This window comes from Burkholderia sp. 4NA327C6 (assembly GCF_005502655.1).
Classification (GTDB): Bacteria; Pseudomonadota; Gammaproteobacteria; order Burkholderiales; family Burkholderiaceae; genus Burkholderia; species Burkholderia contaminans.
This window is the reverse complement of the sequence record NZ_SCNZ01000014.1, coordinates 13,532-37,307: the sequence shown is the minus strand read 5'-3', so window position 1 is coordinate 37,307 and position 23,776 is coordinate 13,532. Positions and strand designations below refer to the sequence as shown.

Genomic DNA, 23,776 nt, shown 5'->3' with positions numbered 1-23,776 from the left:
TCCGCCATTTTTTCGCTAAGCGATATGGCAGTCGTTCGACCGAGCGCAACTTTCATTTCTGTGCGACCGGCGTAGTCACCGCGTTGCTCGCGGACGCCGGCGCCGGCGCCGCCATGTCGCCGTTCTCGCGCGCCATCTCCGCGACGTTCCAGCCGCCGCCGAGCGCCTTCACGAGCCCGACCGACGACGTCATCCGCTGCCCGGCGATCGTCGCGAGCTTCTGCTGCGCGGTGAACGCGGTGGTCTGCGCGGTCAGCACGTTCAGGTAGGCGACCGTGCCGGCCTTGTACTGGTTCGTGACGATCGCCAGCGAATGCTCGGCGCTGTCGACGGCCTGCCGCTGCACGTCGATTTCCTGCGCGAGGATGCGCTGCGACGCGAGGTTGTCCTCGACGTCCTGGAACGCGGTGAGCACCGCGAGGCGGTATGCGGCGACGTCCTGGTCGTAGGTCGCACGCGCGGCGTCGGTCTGCGCGGCGCGCAGCCCGGCGTCGAACAGCGTGGCCGCGAGCTGCGGGCCGACCGTCCAGAAGCGCGCCGGCAGCGTGAACAGCTGCGACCACACCGAGCTCTGGAAGCCGCCGGTGGCCGACAGCGTGAGCGTCGGGAAGAACGCGGCGATCGCGACGCCGATCTGCTCGTTCGCGGCCGCCGCACGGCGCTCGGCCGCCGCGACGTCGGGCCGGCGCTCGAGGATCGCGGACGGCACGTCGACCGGCGTGATCGGCGGCTCGGCCGTGAGCGGATTCGGCGGCAGCGAGAAGGTCGACGCCGGTTCGCCGATCAGCGTCGCGATCGCGTGCTCGTACTGCGCGCGGGCCACGCCGTTGTCGATCGACGCGGCCTGCGCGCTCTGCAGCTGCGTCTGCGCCTGGATCACGTCCGCGCGCGCGGCGACGCCCTGCGCGTACTGGTTCTGCGTGAGTTTCAGCGACTGTTCGTACGACTTTACGGTGTCGTCGAGCAGCTTCTGCAGCGCATCGGACGTGCGCAGCTGGAAATAGGTTTGCGCGAGCAGCGCCTGCTGCGACAGCCGCGCGTTCGCGAGATCGGCGGCGGCGGCCGCTTCGCCGGCACGCTGCGCGCTGACGGTACGACTCACCTTGCCCCACAGGTCGGGTTCCCAGCTCGCGTCGAGGCCGACGCTGTAGCTGTTGTTGATCGAGCCGGACGAGCCGCCGCCGAAGCTCGACGACGAACCCGACGACACCGACGTGCGCGGCGTGCGGGCGCGCGAGCCCGACGCGGTCAGCCCGACGGTCGGGAAATAGGCGGCCCGCGCTTCGGTGACGAGCGCGCGCGCCTGCCGGTACGCGGCCGCCGATTGCGCGATGGTCTGGTTCGACGCGTTGAGCCTGCCGATCAGCGCATCGAGCTGCGGATCGTTGTAGACGGTCCACCACGCGCCGCGGTCGGTGCGGTCCGCGGGTTGTGCGACCTTCCAGCCGGCCGGCGCTTCCTTGTAGGCGGCGGGGATCGACGTGTCGGGCCGGTGATAGTCGGGCCCGACGGCGCAGCCGGCGAGCAGCACGGCCGTCGCAACGGCGACGGCGGCGCTCAGCGGGCGAACGGCGCGCGGGAGGGAGGCGTACGGCATGGTGGTTTTCCTGTCTGGGCGCGACGTCCGGCGAGCGGCGTCGCGCGATGCGGTCGTCGTGCCGCTGGCGGACAAATGGTAACTGACGGCGAGAAAGCTGCGCAGCCCCAAGGGTACGGTGCGCGGGGACAGGAATGTGTTACCGGTGCGCGCGGCCGGTTTACCGGCCATTACGGCTCGCTGACGGAAAGCCGGGGGCGCGCCGCCGGCCGTGCGAGGCGCGGCCGGCGCTCGGCCGGGGCAGTCAGGAAGGCGGGAGACGCGCGCGGTCAGTGGCAGCGCGCGGGCAGCGGGAGCGGTTCGGCGGCGGATCGCCATGTCGACGGCTCCGTCGCGGCCGGCTGGCCCGTGCGGCGCGCGCCGTCTTTCGCGTTGCGCTGCCGGCGATGATCGAACCATGCGAACCCGAGCGCCGCGAGCGAGCCGCCCGGGACCACCAGCATCGTCACATACAGCGCGATCTTCCAGCCGCGGTGCGGCCCGGAAAACGCGTGATGAGCGGTATCGGTCAGGTTGCGGCGCAGCGCGCCGGCGGCATTTTTCAGGAACAGCATCGCGAACATCCTCGGGGTGCCCGCAGCGCGGGCGCATCGGTCAGAACATAGTCTCCGGCAGTGCAACATGCACGTCGTAACTGGTTGCCTCAAATAATATTGACTATGCAATCAATTTTCAAGATACTGGGCGCGTCCAAATCCGAAACGCACTATTGCTGCGCGCGCAATCGCATGACCGGCGGCCTCTACGATCCCGAGAACATCGCGCTGGAAACGAGCCTCGGCTATTACCTGTCGAAGGCGAAGCAGGCGCTCGTCGAGCGGATGGACCGTGCACTCGAGCCGCACGACCTCACCGCGCAGCAGATCGGCGTGATCCTGCTGCTGTCGCGCGGCTATGCGCGCACGCCGTTCGAGCTGTCCCGCAAGATGTCGTACGACAGCGGGTCGATGACGCGGATGCTCGACCGGCTCGAACGCAAGGGGCTGGTCGCCCGCTCGCGCAGCGAGCAGGACCGCCGGATGATCGAGCTGACGCTGACCGAACGCGGCGCCGAAGCCGCCCGGGCGCTGCCGTCGCTGATCGCGAACGCGCTCAACGCGCAGCTCGAGGGTTTCTCGGCCGACGAGCTCGTGACGCTCACCGGCCTGCTGCAGCGTTTCATCGCCAACGGCCCCGGTGCGACCGGTTGCCCGAAACCCGACGAAGAAGCGGACAGCTGATGTGCGCGGAGGCCCCATGTCTAGGTTAAGCACTCGTTTATTTATCTGTCTGGGCAGAAGATGACAGGGCACGCGCTCCCCTTTTCCCTTTATCCGTTCCACCCGGCCGGGCGGCGCTGCGGCGCACACCCGTGCGTTGTGCCGGCGCGTCGCGCGCGCCGCGTCTAGGAGATTCCGATGTCCGCCACCACGGCATCCGCCGCCCCCGCCGCCGAACCCGCGCCGCTGTCCGGCGGTGCGCTCGCGCTGCTCACCGTCGGGCTCGCGCTCGGCACCTTCATGGAAGTGCTCGACACGTCGATCGCGAACGTCGCGGTGCCGACCATTTCCGGCAGCCTCGGTGTCGCGACGAGCGAAGGCACCTGGGTGATCTCGTCGTACTCGGTGGCGTCCGCGATCGCGGTGCCGCTCACCGGCTGGCTCGCGCGGCGGGTCGGCGAGGTGCGGCTGTTCACGTTGTCGGTGCTCGCGTTTACGATCGCATCGGCGCTGTGCGGCCTCGCGACCAACTTCGAGACGCTGATCGCGTTCCGGCTGCTGCAGGGCCTCGTGTCGGGGCCGATGGTGCCGCTGTCGCAGACGATCCTGATGCGCAGCTACCCGCCCGCGAAGCGCGGGCTCGCGCTCGGGCTATGGGCGATGACGGTGATCGTCGCGCCGATCTTCGGCCCGTTGCTGGGCGGCTGGATCAGCGACAACTACACGTGGCCGTGGATCTTCTACATCAACCTGCCGATCGGCATCTTCTCGGCGACCTGCGCGTACTTCCTGCTGCGCGGCCGCGAGACGAAGACGTCGAAGCAGCGGATCGACGCGATCGGCCTCGCGCTGCTCGTGATCGGCGTGTCATGCCTGCAGATGATGCTCGACCTCGGCAAGGACCGCGACTGGTTCAACTCGACGTTCATCGTCGCGCTCGCGCTGATCGCGGTCGTGTCGCTCGCGTTCATGCTCGTGTGGGAGGCGACCGAGAAGGAGCCGGTGGTCGACCTGTCGCTGTTCAAGGACCGCAACTTCGCGCTCGGCGCGATGATCATCTCGTTCGGCTTCATGGCGTTCTTCGGCTCGGTCGTGATCTTCCCGCTGTGGCTGCAGACGGTGATGGGCTACACGGCGGGCAAGGCCGGCCTCGCGACCGCGCCGGTCGGGCTGCTCGCGCTCGTGCTGTCGCCGCTGATCGGCCGCAACATGCACCGGCTCGACCTGCGGATGGTCGCGAGCTTCGCGTTCATCGTGTTTGCCGGCGTGTCGATCTGGAACTCGACGTTTACGCTCGACGTGCCGTTCAACCACGTGATCCTGCCGCGGCTCGTGCAGGGGATCGGCGTCGCATGCTTCTTCGTGCCGATGACGACGATCACGCTGTCGAGCATCTCCGACGACCGGCTTGCGAGCGCGTCGGGGCTGTCGAACTTCCTGCGCACGCTGTCCGGCGCGATCGGCACCGCGGCGAGCTCGACGTTCTGGGAGAACGACGCGATCTACCATCACGCGCGGCTCTCGGAATCGGTGAGCGTGTATGCGCAGAGCACGACCGACTACCAGGGCGCGCTGTCGCAGCTCGGGATCGTCGGCCAGACGGCCAATGCGCAGCTCAACCAGCTCGTCACGCAGCAGGGCTTCATGATGGCGACCAACGACTTCTTCCTGCTGTCGGCATTCATGTTCGGCGCGCTCGCGGCGCTCGTGTGGGTCACGAAACCGAGGAAGGGCGCGGGGCCGGCGATGGGGCATTGAAGCAGGGGTGGCGGGATGAAAGGTCGGCGCGTTGGCACGCCTCTTCCGATTAAACCGGGCCGGCCGGACGTTTGAGTTCGGTTGATCGGGGAGGCGCAATGCGAATCCACGTACCGATCGACATGCCGAAGCCTGCTCCCCGGAGTCGGATCGGCTTCATGAAAGGACAGATCCACGTCCCGGCCGACTTCGATTCGATGGGACGCGATGTCATTCGGACGCTGTTCGAGGGCAACCGCTGATCGCCGGGCCCGCCGGACGTCACTCCCTCGCCCGCAACCCGCCGAACGCCAGATCGTCACCCGGCGCGATCGGCAGCGTCGCCCGCGCCACGTCGAGCCACGCGCGCGCCGCGTGCGACAGATACCCCTTCTTCAGCCAGCCGAGCGCGATCGCCCACGTGATCTCGGGCTCGACGATCGGCCGGCACGTGAACTGGCCCGCGTCGAGCCGCCTGCAATACGGCTCGGGCAGCAGCGCGATGCCGACCCCCGCATGCACGAGCGCGGCCATGAAATCCCAATGGCCGCTGCGGCTCACGATCGACGGCGTGAAGCCGGCCTGCCGGCACGCGTCGAGCACCGCATCGTGCAGCGCGAGGCTTTCCGCGTAGAACACGAACGACTCGCGCGCGAGATCCGCGAGCGGCACGGTCGCGTGATCCTCCCAGCGCGACTCGCGTGGCGCGACGAGCCACAGCGGCGCCCGCACCATCGGCAGCCGCTCGAAAGTGCCGGGATCGACCGGCTCCAGCAGCCCGCCCAGCTCCAGCTCACCCGACGTCAGCGCGGCCTCGATCATCCGCGCGCCTTGCTCGAACAGCTTCAGCTCGATGTTCGGGTAGCGCTGCTTGTACGCGGCGATGATCGGCGTGAACAGCGAGCCGCCGAGCGGCGGGATCCCGATCGTCAGCTCGCCGCGCCCGAGCGTGCCGAGATCGTTCAGCTCCGACTGCAACTGCGCCTGCGCGGCGAGCACGTCCTGGCCGCGCTGGAACACGATCCGCCCCGCGTCGGTCAGCACCATCTGCCGGCCGTCGCGCAGCAGCAGCGGCGATCCGATTTCGTCCTCGAGCGCCTTCACCATCTTGCTGATGGTCGGCTGGGTCACGAACAGCTTGTCGGCGGCCGCCGTGAAGCTCTGCTGGCGAACCACCTCGACGAAGTACCGCAACGCGCGCAATTCCATCGATGTCTCCCCAAAATGGTGCGGCGATCCCAATAGGAATTCCGGATTGGAATGACAAGGATAGAGACAAGTCATTTTATTTATGGTTAGGGGAAACCCTATACTCCCACCATCAACGGAATATCTGTAGGGAGCCCGCCATGACCAAGCCGACCGCCGCACCCGCCGCCCGCCCCGCTGCTTCGCCCAGCCTGGCGCACACGGGCCGCATCGCGCTGCAGGCCGCCGCGCTCGGCGCGCTGTGGATGGCGGTCGACTGGGCCGTGCGCAAGATCGGGCTGCCGATTCCGTCCGGCGTGATCGGCCTCGCGGTGCTCCTCGTGCTGCTGTTCTCGGGCCGCGTCGCGCCCGCATGGGTGAAGGACGGTGCGAACTGGCTGCTGTCCGACATGCTGCTGTTCTTCGTGCCGGCCGCCGTCGCGGCCGTGCAGTACGGCGGGCTGTTCCGCGAGGACGGCTGGCGCATCGCGCTGGTCATGCTCGCCGGCACCGCGTTCGTGATGGTTGCGGTGGCCGTCGCGGTCGACCTCGCCGCGAAGCTCGAGCGCCGGCTCGCCGCGCAGCGCGTGTTCGCCGAACGCCGCCGCACGCGCCTCACCGCCGCGTCCGCCCACTGAGCCGGAGCCTGCCATGCTTGCCGCATTGTCGAACCTGTCCGCCGACCAGGCGAACACCGCGATCTCGTTCGGCTGCTTCGTGCTGACCGTCGTGCTGTATTTCGCGTCGAAGCGGCTCTACGCGTACAAGAAGACGCTGCTGTTCTCGCCGCTCGTGTTCGTGCCGGGCGTGCTGGTGCTGCTCGTCCTGCTGACCGGCATCCCGTATTCGGTCTACTTTCACGACACGCGCTGGCTGATGTGGCTGCTCGGCCCGGCGACGATCGCGTTCGCGGTGCCGATCTACGACTATCGCGACCTGATCCGCCGCCACTGGCTGTCGCTGTCGGTCGGCGTCGCGGTCGGGATCTGCGCGGGCGTGTGCGGGTCGCTGCTGCTCGCGAAGCTGCTGCACCTGTCGCCCGAGCTGCAGCGCTCGCTGATGACGCGCTCGGTGTCGACGCCGTTCGCGCTCGCCGTGTCGGACAAGATCCACGCGCCGAAGGATCTCACCGCGCTGTTCGTGATCGCGACCGGCATCTGCGGGATGCTGCTCGGCGAACTGGTGCTCGCGCTGGTGCCGATGCGCACGCGGCTCGCGCGCGGCGCGCTGTTCGGCGCGGCCGCCCACGGCGTGGGCACCGCGAAGGCGCGTGAGATCGGCAGCGAGGAAGGCGTCGTGTCGAGCCTGACGATGATGATCGCGGGCGTCGCGATGGTGCTGATCGCACCGCTCCTGACGCTGCTGCCGATCTGACCGGGCGGCGCACGCCCGTCAGGCGCGGGCCCGGCGCGATCGTTCCTGCCGCCCTCGGCGCGGCAGGCTCCGCGAGGCAGGAACGACGCCCACGCCCGGCCACGCCCGGTTCGGCCGCCATCCCGGCGGCCCTTTCCGCCCCCACTTTCCCTGCATCCGGCCGACACCCGGCCGACAATCGGCTGAGATAGCCGCAAATCCCCCCTCTTTTCCGCCCATCGGCCTCGGCCCGGATGCCGAACAATGCATGCTACGAGACATCACGCACGCATTCACATGGCCTCCACGACCGCAAACCCGACCGCCGACAAGCCGGCTTCTTCCGGCAAGTTCAAGCGCATCGCGCTCATCGCCGTCATCGCGCTGGGCGCGGCGGCCGCCGCAGCCGGCGGCATGTACGTGTTCCTGAGCAAGGAAGGCGTCGGCCATGCGAGCAAGCCCGCCGAGCCGGCGCCGCTGGCCGCGCCGGTGTTCTTCCCGCTCGACGCGCTGACCGTGAACCTGCAGTCCGACGACGGCGCGCAGCACTACCTGCGCGTCGGCCTGTCGCTGAAGCTCACCGACCCGAAGGCGCAGGAGCAACTGACCGCGCGGATGCCTGAGATCCGCAGCCGGATCCTGCTCGCGCTGTCGAACAAGCATCCCGAGGATCTCGCGACGCCGGACGGCAAACGTTCGCTCGCGAAGGAACTGCGGGAGCTGATCGAACAGCCGACGCAGCCGGGCAACCAGCGCGCGAAGGTCGACGACGTGCTGTTCACCGAGTTCGTCGTCCAGTAACGCGGCCGAGAAAGGAGCGCGTATGGGTCACCAGGAGTTCATGTCCCAGGAGGAGGTCGATGCCCTCCTCAAGGGCGTCACGGGCGAAGCCGATTCAGTCGACGAAAAGCGCGACACATCGGGCGTCCGCCCCTACAACATCGCGACGCAGGAGCGGATCGTCCGCGGCCGGATGCCCGGCCTCGAGATCATCAACGACCGCTTTGCGCGCCTGCTGCGGATCGGCATCTTCAACTTCATGCGGCGTACGGCGGAAATCTCCGTCAGCCAGGTGAAGGTGCAGAAGTACAGCGAGTTCACCCGCAACCTGCCGATCCCGACGAACCTGAACCTGGTGCACGTGAAGCCGCTGCGCGGCACGTCGCTGTTCGTGTTCGACCCGAACCTCGTGTTCTTCGTCGTCGACAACCTGTTCGGCGGCGACGGGCGCTTTCATACGCGCGTCGAGGGCCGCGACTTCACGGCCACCGAGCAGCGGATCATCGGCAAGCTGCTGAACCTCGTATTCGAGCACTACACGACCGCGTGGAAGAGCGTGCGGCCGCTGCAGTTCGAGTTCGTGCGCTCGGAGATGCACACGCAGTTCGCGAACGTCGCGACGCCGAACGAGATCGTCATCGTCACGCAGTTCTCGATCGAATTCGGGCCGACCGGCGGCACGCTGCACATCTGCATGCCGTACTCGATGGTCGAGCCGATCCGCGACGTGCTCGCGTCGCCGATCCAGGGCGAGGCGCTCGAAGTCGACCGCCGCTGGGTGCGCGTGCTGTCGCAGCAGGTGCAGGCCGCCGAGGTCGAGCTCACCGCGAACCTGGCCGAGATCTCGTCGAACTTCGAGAAGATCCTGAACCTGCGCGCGGGCGACGTGCTGCCGCTGGAAATCGAGGACACGATCACCGCGAAGGTCGACGGCGTGCCGGTGATGGAATGCGGCTACGGAATTTTCAATGGTCAATATGCGTTGCGCGTGCAGAAGATGATCGGCGCGGGCGATTCGATGAAGGAAGGTGGATATGAGTGAGCTGAACCAGACGCCCGAGGACGACGCACAAGCGATGGCCGACGCGGCCCTCGCGGCATCGGCCGCCGCCGCGCAGGCGGCACCGGCCGCGGCGGAAGAGGATCCGGGCATGGACGACTGGGCGGCCGCGCTCGCCGAGCAGAACGAGCAGCCGGTGCAGGCCGGTGCGACCGGCGCCGGCGTGTTCCAGCCGTTGTCGAAGGCCGCGGCGAACTCGACGCACAACGACATCGAGATGATCCTCGACATCCCGGTCAAGATGACCGTGGAGCTCGGCCGCACGAAGATCGCGATCCGCAACCTGCTGCAGCTCGCGCAGGGGTCGGTCGTCGAGCTGGACGGCATGGCCGGCGAGCCGATGGACGTGCTCGTGAACGGCTGCCTGATCGCGCAGGGCGAGGTCGTGGTCGTCAACGACAAGTTCGGCATCCGCCTGACCGACATCATCACGCCGGCCGAACGCATCCGGAAGCTGAATCGGTGAACGTCGTGAAGCCTGGCCGCCGCATGTGCAGCGCGATTGCGGCGGTGACGCTTGCCGTCGCCGCATCGCTCGCCTGCGCGCCGGCCGTCGCCGCCGACATGAACGCGGTGAACCACGCGGGGGCGATTGCCTCGAGCGTGATGGTCGGTTCGGCCGCCCCGTCGCTCGGCTTCGGTGCGGTGCTGCAGACGCTGGTCGGGCTCGCGGTCGTGATCGGTCTCGTGTTCGCGTGCGCGTGGCTCGCACGCCGCTTCGGCTTCCAGCATGCACGCCGCGGCGGCCCGCTGAAGGTCGTATCGAGCGTCGCGGTCGGCGCGAAGGAAAGCGCGACGATCGTCGAGATCGGCGACACCTGGCTCGTGCTCGGCGTCGCGCCGGGCAACGTGCGATTGCTGCACACGCTGCCGGCCGGTTCGGTGGTGGCCACCGCAACGACGGCCTCGGCCGACGCGCCCGCCGGCGCCACCGCGTCCGACGGCGGCCTGCCCGGCACGTTCGGCTCGCGGTTTCGCGACGCGCTCGCGGGCGAAGCCGCGAAGCGCCTCGGTCGCGGCAAGGACCGCTGACATGGCGCCGCGCCCTCTTTCCGACCCCGCATTCCGATGAAACACGCTTTCCTGCATCGCGCGGCGCGCTTCGCGCCCGTGCTGATCCTCTGCCTCGCCCCCGGGCTCGCGTATGCGCAGGCGAACGGCCTGCCCGCGTTCAACGCGAGCCCGGGCCCGCACGGCGGCACCACGTATTCGCTGAGCGTGCAGACGATGCTGCTGCTCACGATGCTGTCGTTCCTGCCGGCGATGCTGCTGATGATGACGAGCTTCACGCGCATCATCATCGTGCTGTCGCTGCTGCGCCAGGCGCTCGGCACCGCGACGACGCCGCCGAACCAGGTGCTCGTCGGCCTCGCGATGTTCCTCACCTTCTTCGTGATGTCGCCGGTGCTCGACCGTGCGTACAACGACGGCTACAAACCGTTCTCCGACGGCTCGATGCCGATGGAGCAGGCGGTGCAGCGCGGCGTCGCGCCGTTCAAGACCTTCATGCTGAAGCAGACCCGCGAGACCGATCTCGCGCTGTTCGCGAAGATCTCGAAGGCCGCGCCGATGCAGGGGCCCGAGGACGTGCCGCTGTCGCTGCTGGTGCCGGCATTCGTCACGAGCGAGCTGAAGACCGGCTTCCAGATCGGCTTCACGGTGTTCATCCCGTTCCTGATCATCGACATGGTCGTCGCGAGCGTGCTGATGTCGATGGGGATGATGATGGTGTCGCCGTCCACCGTGTCTTTGCCGTTCAAGCTGATGCTGTTCGTGCTGGTCGACGGCTGGCAGCTGCTGATCGGCTCGCTCGCGCAGAGCTTTACGTAAGCCGCGGAGGAACACGCACGATGACGCCCGAACAAGTCATGACGCTCGCGCACCACGCGATGATGGTCGGCCTGCTGCTCGCGGCCCCGCTGCTGCTGGTCGCGCTCGCGGTCGGCCTCGTCGTGAGCCTGTTCCAGGCCGCGACGCAGATCAACGAGGCGACGCTGTCGTTCATCCCGAAGCTGCTCGCGGTCGCCGCGACGCTCGTGATCGCCGGCCCGTGGATGATGACGACGATGCTCGACTACCTGCGGCAGACGCTGCTGCACGTCGCGACGCTCGGCGTCGGCTGAGCCGCGCGCACCACCCGGCGGCGATGTTCTCGGTTACCTACGCGCAGCTCAACGGCTGGCTCACGGCGTTCCTGTGGCCGTTCGTGCGGATGCTCGCGCTCGTCGCGACCGCGCCCGTCGTCGGCCACGCGTCGGTGCCCGTGCGCGTGAAGATCGGCATCGCCGCGTTCATGGCGCTGGTCGTGGCGCCGACGCTCGGCGCGATGCCGGACGTCACCGTGTTCTCCGCGCAGGGCATCTGGATCCTCGTCACGCAGTTCCTGATCGGCGCCGCGATGGGCTTCACGATGCAGATCGTGTTCGCGGCCGTCGAGGCGGCCGGCGACTTCATCGGGCTGTCGATGGGGCTTGGCTTCGCCACCTTCTTCGATCCGCACACGAGCGGCGCGACGCCCGCGATGGGCCGCTTCCTGAACGCGGTCGCGATGCTCGCGTTCCTCGCGGTGGACGGCCACCTGCAGGTGTTCGCCGCGCTCGCCGCGTCGTTCCAGTCGCTGCCGGTGTCGGCCGACCTGCTGCACGCGCCCGGCTGGCGCACGCTCGCATCGTTCGGCACGACGGTGTTCGAGATGGGGCTGCTGCTCGCGCTGCCGGTGGTTGCGGCGCTGCTGATCGCAAACCTCGCGCTCGGCATCCTGAATCGCGCGGCACCGCAGATCGGCGTGTTCCAGGTCGGCTTTCCGGTGACGATGCTCGTCGGGCTGTTGCTCGTGCAACTGATGATCCCGAACCTCGTGCCGTTCGTGGCGCACCTTTTCGACATGGGGCTCGACGCGATGGGCCGCGTGCTGGGCGGCTGGCGCTGAGCGCCCCCTTCCCCGTTCTCCCGCCTGTTCCGGCCCCGCGTTGCTGGAAAACCCCTAAAGGAATCGCCCGCCCGCGAAAGGTAGCGGAAGGTTTCGTCTCCCTATACTCGTCGTGACGATGCAGCAAGCATCGCGCCATACGAATACAACGAACGGAGACGACCCGATGCGACCCATCCTGCGCACCCTCGCCGTTGCAGCCAGCCTGAGCTGCGCGCTTGCCGCTCAACCCGCTTTCGCCGACGACGGCGGCAAGATCACGATCATGGTCGGCGGGATCGCGAAGCTCATCTACCTGCCCGCACGCCTCACGCAGGAGCTCGGCTACTTCAAGGCCGAAGGGCTCGACGTCGAGCTGCTGTCGCAGCCGGCCGGCGTCGACGCCGAGAACGAACTGCTGGCAGGCGCCGTGCAGGGCGTGGTCGGCTTCTACGACCACACGGTCGACCTGCAGAGCAAGGGCAAGGACGTGAAGGCGATCGCCGTGCTCTGCCAGGTGCCGGGCGAAGTCGAGATGGTGTCGACCAAGGCCGCGCCGACCTTCAAGTCGATGGCCGACGCGAAGGGCAAGACGCTCGGCGTGACGGGCCTCGGCTCGTCGACCAGCTTCCTCACGCAATACCTCGCGCTGCAGCACGGCGTGCAGTCGACCCAGTACACGATGCTGCCGGTCGGCGCCGACGCGAGCTTCATCGCCGCGATCAAGCAGGGCCGCATCGATGCCGGGATGACGACGGAGCCGACGGTGTCCGCGCTCGAGAAGATGGGTGACGCGAAGGTGCTGGTCGACCTGCGCACGCTGGAAGGCACGCGCGCCGCGCTCGGCGGCACCTACCCGGCCGCGAGCCTGTACGTGCAGTCGGCCTGGGCCGATTCGCACAAGGATCAGGCGACCAAGCTCGCGCATGCGTTCGCGAAGACGATGCAGTTCATCCACACGCACAGCGCCGACGAGATCGCCGCGAAGATGCCGGCCGACTACCAGAAGGACAAGGCGCTGTACGTGAGCGCGCTGAAGGCGTCGCTGCCGATGTACACGGCCGACGGCAAGATGCCGGCCGACGGCCCGGCGACCGTGCTGAAGGTGCTGTCGGCATTCAACCCGTCGGTGAAAGGCAAGCACATCGACCTGGCACGCACCTTCACGAACGATTTCGTGAACGCGAAGTAAGCGAACCCGGTAGCGGCGCCGGCGGCGGCGATCCCGCCGCCGTGCGTTCCCCGTTCCGGCCCGGTTGACCGGCCCGGCGTCGCCACGATGCGACGCCCTCCTCACCCGCAGGATCAATGCGATGAACCAGGCAGTCTCCCCGAGCACACCGGCGATCGAGTTTCGCAACGTGTCGTGCCGCTTCATTTCGCCGGAAGGCAAGGCCACCGTCGCGCTGCGCGACTTCAGCATGAGCGTCGCGCGCGGCGAGTTCATCGCGATCGTCGGCCCGACCGGCTGCGGCAAGTCGACCACGCTGAACCTGATCACCGGGCTGCTCAAGCCCGCGACGGGCGAAGTGCGCGTGATGGGCCGTCCGGTCGACGGGATCGACCCGCGCATCGGCTTCGTGTTCCAGGCCGACGCCGTGTTCCCGTGGCGCAACGTGATCGACAACGTCGCGGCCGGCCCGCTGTTTCGCGGCCGCTCGAAGGACGTCGCGTACACGCAGGCCGAGGAATGGATCCGCAAGGTCGGCCTCGACAAGTTCACGAAGCACTACCCGCACCAGCTGTCCGGCGGGATGAGGAAGCGCGTCGCGCTCGCGCAGACCTTCATCAACCAGCCGGAAATCCTGCTGATGGACGAGCCGTTCTCGGCACTCGACATGCAGACCCGCACGCTGATGCAGGACGAGCTGCTGCAGCTGTGGTCCGCGAACAAGGGCTCGGTCGTGTTCGTCACGCACGATCTCGAGGAAGCGATCGCGCTCGCCGACCGCGTGTTCGTGCTGACCGCGCGGCCCGCCACGCTCAAGCGCGTGTACGAGATCGACCTGCCGCGCCCGCGCGTCACGTCGGAGATCCGCTACGACACGCGCTTCATCGAAATTTCCAAGGACATCTGGCACGACCTGCGCGAAGAAGTGCAGATCGGCTGACGCATACGCTCAAGGCAAGGACCGCAAGGACAGGAGCATGACCGACATGACGCTTCCCCCCACCGCCATTCCGGCAACGTCGCTCGAGGACGAGTCGCGCGCCGCTCAAACCCGCCTGCGCCGCCGCCGGCAACTGATCATCGGCCTGCGGATCGCCGTACTCGTGATCGTGCTGGGCGGGTGGGAACTCGCCGCACGGCTGAAGTGGATCGATCCGTTCTTCTTCTCGCAGCCGACGCTGATCTTCGCGCAGATCCAGGACTGGTTCGTGAACGGCACGTCGCAGGGCCCGCTGCTCACGCAGGTGTGGGTCACGCTCGAGGAAACCGGCATCGGCTTCGTGATCGGCTCGGTGGCCGGCGTGATCTGCGGGATCGTGCTCGGCCGCAACAAGCTGATGGCCGACGTGTTCGGCCTGTACATCCAGATCGCGAACTCGATTCCGCGCGTCGTGCTCGGCTCGATCTTCGTGATCGCGCTGGGCCTCGGGATGGCGTCGAAGATCGCGCTGGCCGTCGTGATGGTGTTCTTCGTCGTGTTCGGCAACGCGTTCCAGGGCGTGCGCGAAGCCGACCGCTACCTGATCGCGAACGCGCAGATCCTCGGTGCGTCGCGCCGGCAGATCACCACGTCGGTCGTGATTCCGTCAGCACTGAGCTGGATTCTCGCCAGCCTGCACGTGAGCTTCGGTTTCGCGCTGGTCGGCGCGGTCGTCGGCGAATTCCTGGGTTCCAAGCAGGGCATCGGCCTGCTAATCTCCACCGCCCAGGGCGCGTTCAACGCGAGCGGCGTGTTCGCGGCGATGATCGTGCTGGCGGTGGTCGCGCTGGCCGCCGACTACCTGCTGACCTGGCTCGAGAAGCGGCTGCTGAAGTGGCGCCCCGCGGCGTTCTGAGCGCCGCAGACGGACGCCTGACATGACACACCCGACCGCGCCGGCGCTCCCGGCGCGGTTCGGCATTTCGGAGAAGGAGCGCAACAGGATGGCGCACAGCCTGCGCGGACGGCTGCTGTGGTGGCTGCTGCTGCCGCTCGCGGTGTTCGTGCTGATCGCCGGCGCGATGTCGTACGACACCGCGCGGACCACGGCCGCGCTCGTGCAGGACAGCGCGCTCGTCGCGTCCGCGCGCACGATCGGCGAGGACGTCGAATGGCGCAACGGGCGGCCGGCGGCCGACGTGCCGCCGGCCGCGCTGGAGATCTTCGAATCGCCGTCGCGCGATTCGGTGTTCTACAAGGTGGTCGACGGCCACGACCGCCTGCTCGCGGGCACGCCGGCGCTCGACGTGCCCGCGCGGCACGGCATCGAGCCGACGCTGTACGACACGTCGCTCGACGGCGTGCCGCTGCGTGCGGTGGCCTACGATCGCCAGCTGTACGACGAGGGGCAGATCGAGACGGTGACGGTGGTCGTCGCGAAGACGACGCGTTCGTACGGCGCGATGGTCGCGACGATCTGGCGGCCGCAGCTCGTGCGCCTGTCGCTGATGCTGATGCTCGCGATGGGGCTCGTGTACCTCGGCCTCACTTTCGAGATGCGCCCGCTGATGAAGCTGAAGGACGACGTGGCCGACCGCGGGCCGATGGAGCTGGAGCCGATCCGCCCCGAGCGGCTGCAGAACGAGCTGCGGCCGATCGTCGACGCGATCAACCAGTGCATCGCGCGGCTCAACACGCACACGGCCACGCAGCGCCGCTTCATCGCGGATGCCGCGCACCAGTTGCGCACGCCGATCGCGGTGCTCGACACGCAGATCCAGTATGCGCAGCGGCGCGGGCACGACGACCCGGAGCTTGCAGCGGTGCTCGACAGCATGCAGCGCAGCAGCCGCAAGATGGCCGACGTGACCGACAAGCTGCTGCTGCTCGCGCATGCGGAAGCGACGCCGTCGACGCTGCTGACCCATCGCGTCGATCTCGCGGCCGTGGTGTCGAGCGTGCTCGAGGAAACGATCGTGCTCGCGCAGCGGCGCAATATCGATCTCGGGGCCGACCTCGGCGAGCGGCTCGACGTCGCGGGCAGCGACAGCCTGCTGACCGCGCTGGTGATGAACCTCGTCGACAACGCGGTGCGCTACACGCAGCCGGGCGGCTGCGTGACGGTCTGCGCCCGCCGTGACGGCGACGCGATCGTGCTCGACGTGGTCGACAACGGCCCCGGCATCCCGGCCGAAGCGCGGCCGCACGTATTCAAGCGGTTCTACCGCGTGTCGGCCGATACCGAAGGCTCGGGTCTCGGGCTCGCGATCGTCCGCGAGATCGCGCAGGCGCACGGCGGCAGCGCGTCGCTCGCGCCGGGCGCCGGCAATCGCGGTATCGTCGTAACCGTACGGCTGCCCGCCTACGAATGAAGAGAAGGCCGTCATGAAACTCCTGCTGGTCGAAGACAACGCCGAGCTCGCGCACTGGATCGTGAACCTGCTGCGCGGCGAGGATTTCGCGGTCGACTCCGTCGGCGACGGCGAGCGCGCCGATACGGTGCTGAAGACCGAACGCTACGACGCGGTGCTGCTCGACATGCGCCTGCCCGGCATCAGCGGCAAGGAGGTGCTCGCGCGGCTGCGGCGCCGCAACGACAACGTGCCGGTGCTGATGCTGACCGCGCACGGCTCGGTCGACGACAAGGTCGACTGCTTCGGCGCGGGTGCCGACGATTACGTCGTGAAGCCATTCGAATCGCGCGAGCTGGTCGCGCGGATCCGCGCGCTGATCCGCCGGCAGGCCGGCGTCGGCACGACGCAGCTCGTGTGCGGCGATCTCGTCTACGCATTCGGCACGCGCGAATTCCGCTGCGGCGAAACGGTGCTCGCGCTGCGCCGCCGCGAGCACGCGATCCTCGAAACGCTGATGCTGCAGCAGAACAAGACGGTGTCGAAGGCCCGCCTGATGGACAGCGTGTTCGCGCTCGACGACGAGCCGAGCGCCGATGCGATCGACATCTACATCCACCGGCTGCGCAAGCATCTCGCGGGCAGCACGGCCGAGATCATCACGCTGCGCGGGCTGGGTTACATCCTGCGCATGAAGAGCGCGCCGGGCTGACAAGCTCCGGTGCGAGCCCTGAATACCGATTCGTAGCACGAAACGTCATCGACGCATGCCGGCGCCCCCGGCTTGCCTGCTTCCGCCCGCCTGCCCGATCCGTGATCGTTGCGCGTTCGGTGTTTTCACCGATCCGATTCTTTACTCCGGGAAAGCGTCGTGAAGGATTGCCCCCTCTACGATGCTATGCGTCGGCCCTCTCGCTGTGGCCGGCAAGAGTCGGCATACATTGCGTACTGCCAACGACCAGATTCCAATGCGGCAGCTCGGAGGAGACGATCTTGAAACGAAAAACCCTTGCCCTTTCCATCGCGGCGGCTGGCCTGTGCGCCGGCACCCAGGCGCATGCGCAATCGAGCGTGCAGCTCTACGGCCTGATGGACCTGAGCTTTCCGACCTACCGGACCCACGCCGACGCGAACGGCAATCACGTGATCGGCATGGGCAACGAAGGCGAGCCGTGGTTCAGCGGCAGCCGCTGGGGCCTGCGCGGCGCCGAGGACATCGGCGGCGGCACGAAGGTCATCTTCCGCCTCGAAAGCGAATTCGTGGTCGCGAACGGCCAGATGGAAGACGAAGGCCAGATCTTCGACCGTGATGCTTGGGTCGGCGTCGAGGACGAGCGCTTCGGCAAGCTGACGGCCGGCTTCCAGAACACCATCGCGCGCGACTCGGCGGCGATCTACGGCGATCCGTACGGCTCCGCGAAGCTCACGACCGAGGAAGGCGGCTGGACCAACTCGAACAACTTCAAGCAGATGATCTTCTACGCGGCCGGCCCGACCGGCACGCGCTACAACAACGGCGTCGCGTGGAAGAAGCTGTTCAGCAACGGCATCTTCGCGAGCGCCGGCTACCAGTTCAGCAACTCGACCTCGTTCGCGACCGGCTCCGCGTATCAGGCCGCGCTCGGCTACAACGGCGGCCCGTTCAACGTGTCGGGCTTCTACAACCACGTGAACCACAACGGCTTCCGGAACCAGACGTTCTCGGTCGGCGGCAACTACACGTTCAGCATCGTGCGCCTGAATGCCGGCTACTTCCGCTACAACGGCGACCAGGGCCCGCTCGGCCAGCGTCACGACGATTCGTGGACGGTGTCGGTGAAGGTGGCGCCGCCCGGTGCGCTCGACTACGAGCTCGGCTACCAGCAGATGCGCATCAAGAACGCCGCGAACAACGCGGACGGCTTCACGCCGAATGCGAACCTCGGCGCGTTCAGCCTGACCAACGGCGTCGCCAACGGCTTCAAGGAAACGATCTACGGGTCGGTGTTCTATCACCTGAGCAAGCGCACCGAGGTGTATCTGGCCGGCGACTACATGAAGCTGCATGGCGGCTACACGGTGTCGTCGACGTTCGGCGCGAAGAACCAGCTGGAACTGACGTCGGGCATCCGCACGCGCTTCTGACCTGAAACGGGGCCCGACGGGCCCCGCCGCATCCTCCACCCGGGATTCTCCGTGCGGGCACGCCGGCGCTTGGCGCCGACCGTGCCCTTTTTTTCGTCTTTTTCCGAACGCGCCCGGGACGCTCGCCAGCCCCCCCGCCGGCCGGCCATGCGACAACCCGCCTGAAGCCGCTTGCGGCCCGTCCGGCGGGCGATCGCGGCCGATACCCGCACGTTCGGCCCACATCGGTGCTTGACCTGCGCCGACCGACTCGATAGCGTTTCGGGTTTGCCCGGGCGGCCATTGCCGCCGGTGCCGCGAGCGCGCCCGACGTCCTGGCGCGCGCGGCCGGGCTCCGATGGAAAAGACGATGCAGAAACTCGATGCGGCCAGCCCGCAGGCGATGTCGACGGATTTCACCGCCGACAACGTCGCGCGCCTGAAGGCGCTGTTCCCCGAACTCGTGACCGAAGGCCCCGGCGGCGCGTCGGTCGACGTCGATGTGCTGAAGGCGCTGGTCGGCGACCGCACGGTCGGCGACGCCGACGAGCGCTACGGCTTTCACTGGCACGGCAAGCGCAGCGCGCGCCAGGCGGCGCTCACGCCGTCGACGGGCACGCTGCGGCCCTGCCCCGACGATAGCGTCGCGTGGGACGACACGCGCCATCTGGTGATCGAGGGCGACAACCTCGACGTGATGAAGCTGCTGCACAAGAGCTACGCCGGCAAGGTGAAGCTCGTCTACATCGACCCGCCATACAACACCGGCAGCGATTTCGTCTATCCGGACGATTTCAGCGACAGCATCCGCCACTACCTGGCGATGACCGGGCAGACCCAGGGTGGCGTGAAGCGCAGCACCAACACCGAGGCGAACGGCCGGTTCCACACCGACTGGCTGAACATGATGTATCCGCGCCTGAAGCTCGCGCACGCGCTGCTGTCCGACGAAGGGCTGATCGCCGTGCACATCGACGAGCATGAAGTGCATGCGCTCGTGCTGATGCTGCGCGAGATCTTCGGCGAGGAGAACGAGCTCGGCGTGGCCGTGTGGGACAAGCGCAACCCGAAGGGCGACGCGCGCGGCGTCGCGTACCAGCACGAATCGCTGGTGCTGTTCGCGCGCAACGCCGAGACGCTGCTCGAACAGGCGCCGCTCAAGCGCCCGAAGCGCAACGCGCAGCGCATGCTCGACGCCGCGCACGACGCCGTGTACCGCAGCGGCAACGCGAAGGACGCGCAGAAGGCGTACCGCGCGTGGATGAAGGCGCAGACCAACCTGTCCGGCGGCGAGGTGATGTACGACCGGCTGTCGGCGGAAGGCCGCGTGTACCGCCTCGTGTCGATGGCCTGGCCGAACAAGAAGAAGGCGCCGGACGAATATTTCACGCCGCTGATCCATCCGGTCACCGGCAAGCCGTGCGCGATGCCGGCGCGCGGCTGGCGCAACCCGCCCGCGACGATGCAGGCGCTGCTCGAGCGCGGCCAGATCGAATTCGGCCCGGATGAAACCACGCAGCCGCAGCGGATCTACTACCTCGACGAGAACATGTACGAGAACGTGCCGTCGGTGCTGCCGTTCGCGGGCTCCGACGACGCGCTGCTGAAGACGCTCGGCATCCCGTTCGACCTGCCGAAGCCGGTCGACTTCGCGGCCGCCGTGATCGGCTGGTGCACGCGCGGCGACGACATCGTGCTCGACTGCTTCGCGGGCTCCGGCTCGACCGGCCACGCGGTGATGCAGGTGAACGCGACCGACGGCGGCGCGCGCCGCTACATCCTCGTGCAGCTGCCCGAGGCGCTCGACCGGCGCGACAAGACGCAGACGGCTGCCGCCGATTTCTGCGCGAAGCTGAAGAAGCCGCTGACGCTCGCCGAGATCACGAAGGAACGCCTGCGCCGCGCCGCGCAGCAGGTCGCGCGCGACTATCCGGAAAGCTATGGCGACCTCGGCTTTCGCGTGTACCGGCTCGACACGACCAACGTGATCGAGTGGGACCCGCGCCGCGACGACTTCGACCACGCCCTCTTCGCATCCGTCGAGCACGTGAAGACCGGCCGCACCGAGGACGACCTGCTCGCCGAGCTGACGCTGAAGCTCGGCCTCGACCTGTGCACGCCGGTCGAGCATCACCAGGTGGCCGGCAAGACCGTGCACCTGATCGGCCGCTCGATCGTCGCGTGCTTCGACGCGCGCATTTCGCGCGACGACGCGGGCCCGCTCGCCGACGGCATCGTCGACCTGCTCGATGCGACCGGCACCACGCACGACGTCACGTGCCTGTTCCGCGACAGCGGCTTCGTCGACGACGTCGCGAAGCTCAATCTTGCCGCGCTGCTCGAACAGCACGGCGTGAAGCGCGTGCGGAGCCTGTGATGCGGCTGCATTTCGAAGCGGATCTCGACTACCAGCGCGAGGCGATCGACGCCGTCTGCGACCTGTTCCGCGGCCAGGAATCGTATCGCGGCGACTTCAGCGTGCTCGCGAACGCCGCCCCCGGCACGACCGCCGCCGCGCAAGGCTCGCTCGGCTTCGCGGTGTCGGAACAGGGTGTCGGCAACCGGCTGTCGCTGACCGACGACGCGCTCGCGCGCAATCTCGCCGACGTGCAGCTGCGCGGCGGGCTGCCGCCGTCCGGCCTGCCCGGCTCGCGCGACTTCACCGTCGAGATGGAAACCGGCACCGGCAAGACCTACGTGTACCTGCGCACGATCTTCGAGCTGAACCGCCGCTACGGCTTCACGAAGTTCGTGATCGTCGTGCCGTCGATCGCGATCAAGGAAGGCGTGCACAAGACGCTCGCGATCACCGAGGATCACTTCCGCGCGCTGTACGCGGGCGTGCCGTACGACTACTTCCTGTACGACTCCGCGAAGCTCGGCCAGGTGCGCCACTTCGCGGCGAGCGCGGCGATCCAGATCATGGTGATGACGGTGGCCGCGATCAACAAGAAGGAAATCAACAACCTCTACAAGGACAGCGAGAAGACCGGCGGCGAGAAGCCGATCGACCTGATCCGCGCGACGCGGCCGATCGTGATCGTCGACGAGCCGCAAAGCGTCGACGGCGGGCTCGAAGGCCGTGGCCGCGAAGCGCTCGCCGCGATGGCGCCGCTCTGCACGCTGCGCTATTCGGCCACGCACGTCGACCGTCACCACATGGTGTACCGGCTCGACGCGGTCGACGCGTACGAGCGCAAGCTCGTCAAGCAGATCGAGATCGCGTCGGCGATCGTCGAGGATGCGCACAACAAGCCGTACGTGCGGCTCGTCGGCGTGTCGAACCGGCGCGGCGCGATCAGCGCGCGCATCGAGCTCGACGTCGCGACCACGGCCGGCGTGAAGCGCCAGATCGTGTCGGCCACCGACGGCGACGATCTCGAACGCCTGACCAAGCGGGCGCTGTACGCGGGGCTGCGGATCGGCGAAGTCCATGCGGTGAAGGGCGCGGAATACGTCGAGCTGCGCCATCCTGAAGGCGAGGCGTTCCTGTCGCTCGGCGAGGCGTTCGGCGATATCGATACGCTCGCCGTGCAGCGCGAGATGATCCGTCGCACGATTCGCGAGCATCTCGACAAGGAGCTGCGCCTGGCCGAACGCGGCGTGAAGGTGCTGTCGCTGTTCTTCGTCGATTCGGTCGAGCGTTACCGCCGCTACGACGAGAACGGCATGCCCGTGAAGGGCGACTACGCGCTGATCTTCGAAGAGGAATATGCGCGAGCGGCGCGCGTGCCGGCCTATCGCGCGCTGTTCGACGGCGTGGACGTCGCGCTCGAAGTCGGGCGCGCACACAACGGCTACTTCTCGATCGACCGCAAGGGCGGCTGGACCGACACGAGCGAAAGCAGCGCCGCGGCCCGCGAAAACGCGGAGCGCGCGTACGGCCTGATCATGCGCGAGAAGGAAGCACTGCTGTCGTTCGACACGCCGCTGAAGTTCATCTTCTCGCACTCGGCGCTGAAGGAAGGCTGGGACAACCCGAACGTGTTCCAGATCTGCACGCTGCGCGACATCCAGACCGAACGCGAGCGCCGACAGACGCTCGGCCGCGGGCTGCGCCTCGCCGTCGACCAGGACGGCGAACGCGTGCGCGATCCGGGCGTGAACACGCTCACCGTGATCGCGACCGAGCGCTACGAATCGTTCGCGGAGAACCTGCAGAAGGAAATCGAGGCCGATACGGGCATCCGTTTCGGGATCGTCGAGGAACACCAGTTCGCGGCGCTGCCCGTGCAGGAAAGCGACGGACCCGCGCATGCGCTCGGCACCGAGCTGTCGCGCGTGCTGTGGAACCACCTGCACGAGCAAGGCTACGTCGACGCGCAGGGCAAGGTGCTCGACCGGCTGAAGGATGCGCTGCGCCAGAGCGCGCTGGTGCTGCCGGAGGCGTTCGAGATGCTGCGCGCGCCGATCGTCGCGACGCTGCGCAAGCTGTCGGGCCGCTTTGCCGTGCGCAACGCGGACGAGCGCCGTGCGATCGCGCTGCGGCGCGATGCGTCGGGCAAGGCCGTCGTGTTCGGCGAGGATTTCCGCGCACTGTGGGACCGCATCCGCCATCGCACGGTGTACCGCGTCGAGTTCGACAACGCGAAGCTCGTGCGCGACTGCGCGGCCGCGCTGCACGCCGCACCAGACATCGCGCGCGCACGGCTGCAGTGGCGCAAGGCCGAGATCGACATCGGCAAGGCCGGCATCGAGGCGATCGAGGTGGCCGGCGCCGGCACGGTGCTGCTCGACGAAGGCGAGCTGCCGCTGCCCGACCTGCTCACCGAACTGCAGGACCGCACGCAGCTCACGCGCCGTTCGCTCGCGACGATCCTGGCCGACAGCGGCCGGCTCGAGGATTTCCGCGTGAATCCGCAGCAGTTCATCGCGGTCGCGGCCGATGCGATCAACCGCTGCAAGCGCCACGCGCTCGTCGCGGGCATCGCGTACCGCAAGCTCGGCGAGCGCCATGTGCATGCGCTGGAATCGTTCGAGAGCGAGGCGCTGACCGGCTACCTGCGCAACCTGCGGCCCGATGCGCAGAAATCGATCCACGAGGCGGTCGTGTGCGAGACGGACGCGGAGCGCGCGTTCGCCGATGCGCTCGAGGCGCACGACGGCGTGAAGCTGTACGCGAAGCTGCCCGCGTGGTTCCGCGTGCAGACGCCGCTCGGCAGTTATCACCCGGACTGGGCCGTGCTCGCGGAACAGGACGGCGGCGAGCGGCTGTACTTCGTCGTCGATACGCCGAATGCGGACGGCAACGTGCCGAGCGAGCACGAGCGTGCGAAGCTCGCGTGCGGCGAGGCGCATTTCCGGGCGCTGGTGGACGGCGACGGTGCGGCGCGCTTCGTGCGCGTCAGGCAGGCCGATGCGTTGTTCGAACCTGCGGCGCCGCTGGCGGGCGCCGGGCGGTAAAGCTAAG

General features: G+C 68.1%; 22 protein-coding genes and 1 pseudogene. 20 read left to right on the top strand and 3 right to left on the bottom strand.

The genetic code is table 11. From position 1 onward, the window contains the following. Positions 1-52 precede the first annotated feature (52 nt). Both FFS49_RS16290 and FFS49_RS16285 read right to left on the bottom strand, forming a co-directional pair. Entirely contained in the window at positions 53-1,597 is a 1,545-nt protein-coding gene (locus FFS49_RS16290; protein ID WP_105815439.1) for an efflux transporter outer membrane subunit, read from the bottom strand. Between the two features lie 269 nt (positions 1,598-1,866). Further along, the gene (locus tag FFS49_RS16285) at positions 1,867-2,151 is read right to left on the bottom strand and encodes a multidrug ABC transporter ATPase (RefSeq protein WP_011350474.1); all 285 of its coding nucleotides are present in this window, start codon (positions 2,149-2,151) and stop codon (positions 1,867-1,869) included. A 174-nt stretch (positions 2,152-2,325) separates the two neighbouring features. Here FFS49_RS16285 and FFS49_RS16280 point away from each other — a divergent pair, with 174 nt between their 5' ends. The 3 genes and pseudogenes from FFS49_RS16280 to FFS49_RS42585 form a co-directional block, all read left to right on the top strand. After that, positions 2,326-2,817, top strand: coding sequence for a MarR family transcriptional regulator (locus FFS49_RS16280; protein ID WP_039351931.1), 492 nt, complete (start codon positions 2,326-2,328; stop codon positions 2,815-2,817). Between the two features lie 177 nt (positions 2,818-2,994). Further along, positions 2,995-4,554 carry a DHA2 family efflux MFS transporter permease subunit gene (locus FFS49_RS16275; RefSeq protein WP_089438886.1) on the top strand — a complete coding sequence of 520 codons (1,560 nt, stop codon included), beginning with the start codon at positions 2,995-2,997 and terminating at the stop codon, positions 4,552-4,554. A 110-nt stretch (positions 4,555-4,664) separates the two neighbouring features. Next, positions 4,665-4,796 (top strand): annotated as a pseudogene (locus FFS49_RS42585) (prevent-host-death protein); the annotation flags it as partial. 19 nt (positions 4,797-4,815) lie between these two features. Here the strand turns inward: FFS49_RS42585 and FFS49_RS16265 are convergent. Further along, a complete protein-coding gene (locus FFS49_RS16265) occupies positions 4,816-5,742 on the bottom strand; it encodes a LysR family transcriptional regulator (protein ID WP_046550047.1) in 927 nt (308 codons plus the stop codon). Between the two features lie 140 nt (positions 5,743-5,882). Here FFS49_RS16265 and FFS49_RS16260 point away from each other — a divergent pair, with 140 nt between their 5' ends. The 17 genes from FFS49_RS16260 (at position 5,883) to FFS49_RS16180 (ending at position 23,769) form a co-directional block, all read left to right on the top strand. Next, positions 5,883-6,359, top strand: a complete 477-nt coding sequence (locus FFS49_RS16260) for a CidA/LrgA family protein (RefSeq protein ID WP_039351940.1) — start codon at positions 5,883-5,885, stop codon at positions 6,357-6,359. 13 nt (positions 6,360-6,372) lie between these two features. Further along, on the top strand, positions 6,373-7,095 hold the full coding sequence (locus FFS49_RS16255) for an LrgB family protein (protein WP_039351943.1): 723 nt from the start codon (positions 6,373-6,375) through the stop codon (positions 7,093-7,095). Positions 7,096-7,338: 243 nt separating this feature from the next. Continuing rightward, positions 7,339-7,875: a flagellar basal body-associated protein FliL gene (gene fliL, locus FFS49_RS16250; RefSeq protein WP_046196266.1), complete on the top strand. Its 537-nt coding sequence runs from the start codon at positions 7,339-7,341 to the stop codon at positions 7,873-7,875. A gap of 22 nt (positions 7,876-7,897) precedes the next feature. Next, positions 7,898-8,896 (top strand): flagellar motor switch protein FliM, encoded by a 999-nt coding sequence (gene fliM / locus FFS49_RS16245; RefSeq protein ID WP_039351949.1) that lies wholly within the window; start codon positions 7,898-7,900, stop codon positions 8,894-8,896. Then, a complete protein-coding gene (gene fliN / locus FFS49_RS16240; protein WP_039351952.1) occupies positions 8,889-9,380 on the top strand; it encodes a flagellar motor switch protein FliN in 492 nt (163 codons plus the stop codon). The genes fliM and fliN overlap by 8 nt, the downstream gene beginning before the upstream one ends. Continuing rightward, entirely contained in the window at positions 9,377-9,946 is a 570-nt protein-coding gene (gene fliO, locus FFS49_RS16235; RefSeq protein ID WP_105815438.1) for a flagellar biosynthetic protein FliO, read from the top strand. Before fliN ends, fliO begins: the two co-directional genes overlap by 4 nt. 36 nt (positions 9,947-9,982) lie before the next feature. After that, positions 9,983-10,744, top strand: coding sequence for a flagellar type III secretion system pore protein FliP (gene fliP, locus FFS49_RS16230; RefSeq protein WP_105815437.1), 762 nt, complete (start codon positions 9,983-9,985; stop codon positions 10,742-10,744). Positions 10,745-10,764: 20 nt separating this feature from the next. Next, the gene (fliQ, locus tag FFS49_RS16225) at positions 10,765-11,037 is read left to right on the top strand and encodes a flagellar biosynthesis protein FliQ (protein ID WP_039351961.1); all 273 of its coding nucleotides are present in this window, start codon (positions 10,765-10,767) and stop codon (positions 11,035-11,037) included. A 23-nt stretch (positions 11,038-11,060) separates the two neighbouring features. Then, positions 11,061-11,843, top strand: coding sequence for a flagellar biosynthetic protein FliR (fliR, locus tag FFS49_RS16220; RefSeq protein ID WP_039351963.1), 783 nt, complete (start codon positions 11,061-11,063; stop codon positions 11,841-11,843). Between the two features lie 166 nt (positions 11,844-12,009). Next, entirely contained in the window at positions 12,010-13,014 is a 1,005-nt protein-coding gene (locus FFS49_RS16215) for an ABC transporter substrate-binding protein (RefSeq protein ID WP_039351966.1), read from the top strand. A gap of 121 nt (positions 13,015-13,135) precedes the next feature. After that, positions 13,136-13,933 (top strand): ABC transporter ATP-binding protein, encoded by a 798-nt coding sequence (locus tag FFS49_RS16210; RefSeq protein WP_039351969.1) that lies wholly within the window; start codon positions 13,136-13,138, stop codon positions 13,931-13,933. A gap of 37 nt (positions 13,934-13,970) precedes the next feature. After that, positions 13,971-14,828 carry an ABC transporter permease gene (locus FFS49_RS16205; protein WP_089438879.1) on the top strand — a complete coding sequence of 286 codons (858 nt, stop codon included), beginning with the start codon at positions 13,971-13,973 and terminating at the stop codon, positions 14,826-14,828. An 88-nt stretch (positions 14,829-14,916) separates the two neighbouring features. Continuing rightward, complete coding sequence (locus FFS49_RS16200; protein WP_039352229.1) at positions 14,917-16,284, top strand: sensor histidine kinase; 1,368 nt, start codon at positions 14,917-14,919, stop codon at positions 16,282-16,284. A 13-nt stretch (positions 16,285-16,297) separates the two neighbouring features. Next, on the top strand, positions 16,298-16,975 hold the full coding sequence (locus tag FFS49_RS16195; protein ID WP_071335416.1) for a response regulator: 678 nt from the start codon (positions 16,298-16,300) through the stop codon (positions 16,973-16,975). A 281-nt stretch (positions 16,976-17,256) separates the two neighbouring features. Then, positions 17,257-18,387: a porin gene (locus FFS49_RS16190; RefSeq protein ID WP_071335417.1), complete on the top strand. Its 1,131-nt coding sequence runs from the start codon at positions 17,257-17,259 to the stop codon at positions 18,385-18,387. 337 nt (positions 18,388-18,724) lie between these two features. Further along, the gene (locus FFS49_RS16185) at positions 18,725-20,743 is read left to right on the top strand and encodes a site-specific DNA-methyltransferase (protein WP_039351978.1); all 2,019 of its coding nucleotides are present in this window, start codon (positions 18,725-18,727) and stop codon (positions 20,741-20,743) included. Beyond that, positions 20,743-23,769: a DEAD/DEAH box helicase family protein gene (locus tag FFS49_RS16180; RefSeq protein WP_039351981.1), complete on the top strand. Its 3,027-nt coding sequence runs from the start codon at positions 20,743-20,745 to the stop codon at positions 23,767-23,769. The genes FFS49_RS16185 and FFS49_RS16180 overlap by 1 nt, the downstream gene beginning before the upstream one ends. The last annotated feature ends 7 nt before the right edge of the window (positions 23,770-23,776 follow it).